Genomic DNA, 4,603 nt, shown 5'->3' with positions numbered 1-4,603 from the left:
GCAACGGCAGCGGCTTCTCGGTCCGCGAGGTGATCGAGTCGGTCAAGCGCGTGACCGGCCGCGAGATCCCGGTGCGGGTCTCCGGCCGCCGCGCGGGCGACCCGGCCGTCCTGGTGGCCTCCGCCGAGCGTGCCCACCGCGAGCTGGGCTGGACCCCGCGCCGCCCGAACCTGGACGACATCGTCGCCGACGCCTGGAAGTTCACCCTGGAGCGCCACCGGTGAACGCCCGCCCGGCATGACGCGGCCGCGTCGACGCGAGGGCGCGCAGGCGTGAGGGCGTGCAGGCGTGCGGGCGTGCGGGCGGACTCGCGCGGCTCGCGCGGCCGTGGATCCGGCACCCGCCCGTCAGGCCGCCGGGGTGAGGCTTCCGCGCCCGACCGGCGGCTCCGCCCGACGCCCGCGGGCGCGACGGGACGGCAGCCGGATCAGTCGACAGCCGTACCGTGCGAGCTCGTCGACCCCGGTCGCGCACATCGCCTCCTCCGCTACGCAGAGTGACCTGCCTCGCCCAGCCTCCCGCCCCCTCCCACGGACCCGCCCCGCACGCCCTTCCGGGCGACGACCCGACCCGCGCGGCACAGCGAAGGTGTAGGGTAAAACCTAAAGCCTTTAGGCAGCAGCCTGAGAGGCAAAGGCGAACGGAGCGAACCTCATGGCCCGGGTGGGACTGACCGCCGAGCGACTGACCCTCGCCGGGGCGGAGCTGGCCGACGAGGTCGGCTTCGAGCACGTCACCGTCTCCGAGCTCGCCCGACGCTTCGACGTCAAGGTCGCGAGCCTGTACTCGCACGTCCGCAACTCCCACGACCTCAAGACCCGGATCGCTCTGTTCGCCCTGGAGGAGCTCGCCGACCGCGCCGCCGACGCGGTCGCCGGACGCGCCGGCAAGGACGCCCTGGCAGCCTTCGCCGACGCCTACCGCGACTACGCCCGGCAGCACCCCGGGCGGTACGACGCCGCACGGTTCAGGCTCGACCCGCAGACGGCCGCCGCCAGCGCCGGGGTGCGGCACGCCCGGATGACCCGGGCGATCCTGCGCGGCTACGACCTGGACGAGCCGGACCAGACCCACGCGATCCGCATGCTGGGCAGCGTCTTCCACGGCTACGTCAGCCTGGAGGCCGCCGGCGGCTTCAGCCACACCGCCGTCGATCCTCAGGTGTCCTGGGACTGGATCATCGACTCCCTCGACACCCTGCTCCGGACCCTGACGACCCGCTGAGCACCCCGGCCGTACCGACCCCACCGGCCCGCCCGACCCCACCGGCCCGCCGCACCGAACCGGAACCCCAGGAACCATGAGCACCGACAGCACGCCGACCGCCGCCCCGACCACCACCCCCGTCACCTCCGACCTGCTGCGCGGGCACCTCGACCTCGAACGGACGGCGCACGGGCTGCTGCCGCACCGGCTGCCCGCCCGGGCCCGCCTCCAGATCCCCGACGAGCAGCTCGCGACGGCACAGGCCCAGCCCTCCGGCGTGCGCCTGGCCTTCCGTACCAGGGCCACCACCGTCGAGCTGGACACCCTGCCCACCAAGCGCGCCTACGCGGGCGTGCCCGCCACACCCGACGGCGTCTACGACCTCGTCGTCGACGGCCTGCTCACCGCACAGGCCACCGTCGCCGGGGGCCACACCCTGATGACCGACCTGGCCACCGGCACCGCCGAACTGATCGAGGGCCCGCCCGGGACAGCACGCTTCACCGGCCTTCCCGCCCGCGACAAGACCGTCGAGATCTGGTTGCCGCACAACGAGATCACCGAGCTGATCGCCCTGCGCACCGACGCCCCGGTCGAACCCGCGCCGCCGACCGGGCACCGGCGCTGGGTCCATCACGGCAGCTCCATCAGCCACGGCTCGACCGCCGGCCGCCCCACCTCCGTCTGGACCGCCCTGGCGGCTACCGAGGGGGGCGTCGACCTGGTCAACCTCGGCTTCGGCGGCGGCGCCCTGCTGGACCCGTTCACCGCCCGCGCGATCCGTGACACCCCCGCCGACCTGATCAGCCTCAAGATCGGCATCAACATCGTCAACACGGACGCGATGCGGCTGCGCGCGTTCGGCCCGGCCGTCCACGGCTTCCTCGACACCGTCCGGGAGGGGCACCCGACCACCCCGCTGCTGGTCGTCTCCCCCGTCCTGTGCCCGGTCCACGAAGACACCCCCGGCCCGCTGGCCCCGGACTTCTCGACCGGCACCCTGCGCTTCAAGGCCACGGGCGACCCCGCCGAACGCGCGGCCGGCCGCCTGACCCTCACGGTCATCCGCGAGGAGCTGGCCCGCATCGTCGCCCGGCGTGCGGAGGACGACCCGCACCTCCACCACCTGAACGGCCGCACCCTCTACGGCCGGGCCGACTACGACGAGTTGCCGCTGCCCGACGAGGTCCACCCCGACGCCGCCGGCCACCGCCGCATCGCGGACAACTTCGGCCGGCTGGTCTTCGGCCCCGGCGGGATCTTCGCCGCCCCGCGCGTCTGACCCGCCGCCCGGACGGTACCGGACGGCGGGTCGGACGCCCGGCGCGGCCGGCTCCGACACGGCCCGTGCCGTGCCGGGCCCTGCGGGGGCGGGGCGGGGCCGGTCAGGGCCGGTGGGTGGCGCGCAGCCGGGCGAGGGTGCGCAGGCCGCGTTCCACGAGTTCGGGATCGTGGTTCGCCGCGCCGTACTGGATCCCGGAGACGGCGTCCAGCACGCAGTGGACGGCCAGGTGCTCCTGCTCGGTGTCGGTGAGGTCCCGGCCGTAGCCGTCGAAGAGCGCCTCGGCGAGGTCCGGGCGGTCGGCCCAGCTGTCGGCGAGCCGCACGAAGTCCCGGACGGCCGGGCCCGGCTCGGCACGCTCGAAGTCGATCACGTACAGGTCCCCGGACGGCTCCCACAGGAGGTTGCGGAACTGGAGGTCGCCGTGGGTCGGCACCGCGTCGAGGGGAGGGAGCTCGGCCGCCCTCGCGGTGGCCGCGCGGGCGAGGTCCTCGTCGCCGGGAGCGAGGTGGCCGCGGGCCCCTTCCAGGTGCCGCTCCAGTCGTTCGAGGACGCGCGGCGACCCGTCACCGGGCCGGGCGGGCGCGGCCCCGTGGATCGCCGCCGCGAGCTCCCCGATCCGGCGGAAGACCCGCTGCTGCTCCTCACGCCCGTGCACGGCCCCGTGCAGGGAGCGGCCGGGCACCGCGGTGACGACGACGGCCCGCAACGCGGGGGCGACGGCCACCAGGCGTGGCGCCGCCCCACCCAGGAGGGGGACCCAGGTCCGGTAGGCGGCCACCTCACGGTCGTGGAAGCGCGGGCTCTCACGATGGACCTTGACGAACCACTCACCGCCGTCCCGGCCGTGGACCCGCCACACCCGGCTGCCCGCCCGTGCCCAGGAGGCGTCCGTCCACGCGGCGATGCGTCCGACGGCGGCCTCGGCGAACTCCCTCAGCTCCGGGGCGGGGCTGTCCGCGGCGCCACCGCCGCCGATGCGGGCGGCGAGGGCGGTCATGTCGTCGGCGAATCCGGCGCCGAGGTCGATGCCGGTCTCCTCGGCGATCACCAGCAGGGAGAACAGGCAGTCGGACAGCTCGTGGGCGATCCGCTCCCGGTCGGCCGGGACGTCGGCGCGGTGGCCCTGGTACGCCATGACGAGCTTGGCGAGGTCCCCGACGTCGCCGACGAACCCGAGGGCGAAGTCCGCCAGGTCCCATGTGCGGCCCAGTGTCCGCCGGTTGGTCTCGTCGTACAGCCGGCGGACGTCGCGGGCGGCGGCGACCAGTCCGTCCCAGTCGGGGCGGACACGACGGTTCGGTTCCACACGTCTCCTCAGCGGGTCACGGGGCGGGCAGGGCGCCCGACATGTCGACTTTCCTCGGCTCGCGGCTCGCGGACGCGGCGGGTCGGACGATCACCGGCTCCTGTTCCCCGAAGCGCACCTTCACGGTCACGCGGACAACCTAGCGCTGTGACCGACCGGTTCGCCGGGTCCGGACGAGCAGAAGCCCGGACGGTCTACCTCACCCATCCCGCCCTTCACGGCACCGAAGTACTCACAACACCCTCCAGCCCGGCGGTTGTCGCGACACGACGCCCCTAGCGCCTGCCTGGCCGCGCCCGTTCGCGGGACGGCTCGATCACCGGCCGAGCACGCGGACGGGGCGGCGGGCTCCGACGGGGTGTCGGGGTCCGCCGCCCCGGAGCCGGGGCGAGCCACGGGGAACCTGCCGCGCAGGTCGCCCCGGCTACGCCGGGTCCCGGTCGAACACCGCCTTCGACCAGCGGTAGCCGAGCGCCGCGAGGCCCAGGCACCAGGCGACGGCGAGCCACCCGTTGTGGCCGATCTCGCTGCCGAGCAGCAGTCCGCGCAGGGTCTCGATGGCGGGCGTGAAGGGCTGGTACTCGGCGATCGGCTGGAACCAGCCGGGCATGGAGTGGATCGGGACGAAGGCGCTGGAGATGAGGGGGAGGAAGATCATCGGCAGCGCGTTGTTGCTGGCGGCCTCGGCGTTCGGGCTGATCAGACCCATGCCGACGGCGATCCAGGTGAACGCCAGGGCGAAGAGCACGAGCAGTCCGAACGCGGCCAGCCACTCCAGGGCGGTGGCGTCCGTGGAGCGGAAGCCG

General features: G+C 74.6%; 4 protein-coding genes and 1 pseudogene. 3 read left to right on the top strand and 2 right to left on the bottom strand.

The genetic code is table 11. The features are described from left to right. The 3 genes and pseudogenes from PUR61_RS24820 to PUR61_RS24810 form a co-directional block, all read left to right on the top strand. Positions 1 to 224, top strand: a pseudogene (locus PUR61_RS24820) (UDP-glucose 4-epimerase GalE); the annotation flags it as partial. 430 nt (positions 225 to 654) lie between these two features. Then, positions 655 to 1,224, top strand: coding sequence for a TetR/AcrR family transcriptional regulator (locus tag PUR61_RS24815; protein ID WP_329881595.1), 570 nt, complete (start codon positions 655 to 657; stop codon positions 1,222 to 1,224). A 76-nt stretch (positions 1,225 to 1,300) separates the two neighbouring features. Next, the gene (locus PUR61_RS24810; RefSeq protein WP_329881594.1) at positions 1,301 to 2,488 is read left to right on the top strand and encodes an SGNH/GDSL hydrolase family protein; all 1,188 of its coding nucleotides are present in this window, start codon (positions 1,301 to 1,303) and stop codon (positions 2,486 to 2,488) included. 103 nt (positions 2,489 to 2,591) lie between these two features. Here PUR61_RS24810 and PUR61_RS24805 read toward each other — a convergent pair whose 3' ends face one another. Continuing rightward, positions 2,592 to 3,797, bottom strand: a complete 1,206-nt coding sequence (locus PUR61_RS24805; RefSeq protein ID WP_329881593.1) for a phosphotransferase — start codon at positions 3,795 to 3,797, stop codon at positions 2,592 to 2,594. A gap of 424 nt (positions 3,798 to 4,221) precedes the next feature. Continuing rightward, positions 4,222 to 4,603 (bottom strand): ABC transporter permease (locus PUR61_RS24800; RefSeq protein WP_329881592.1); only part of this gene is annotated, 382 nt, incomplete at its 5' end.

It is taken from the genome of Streptomyces sp. BE20 (genome assembly GCF_036322525.1).
Taxonomy (GTDB): Bacteria; Actinomycetota; Actinomycetes; order Streptomycetales; family Streptomycetaceae; genus Kitasatospora.
The sequence above is the reverse complement of the archived record's forward strand: the minus strand, read 5'-3'. Positions and strand labels throughout refer to the sequence as shown.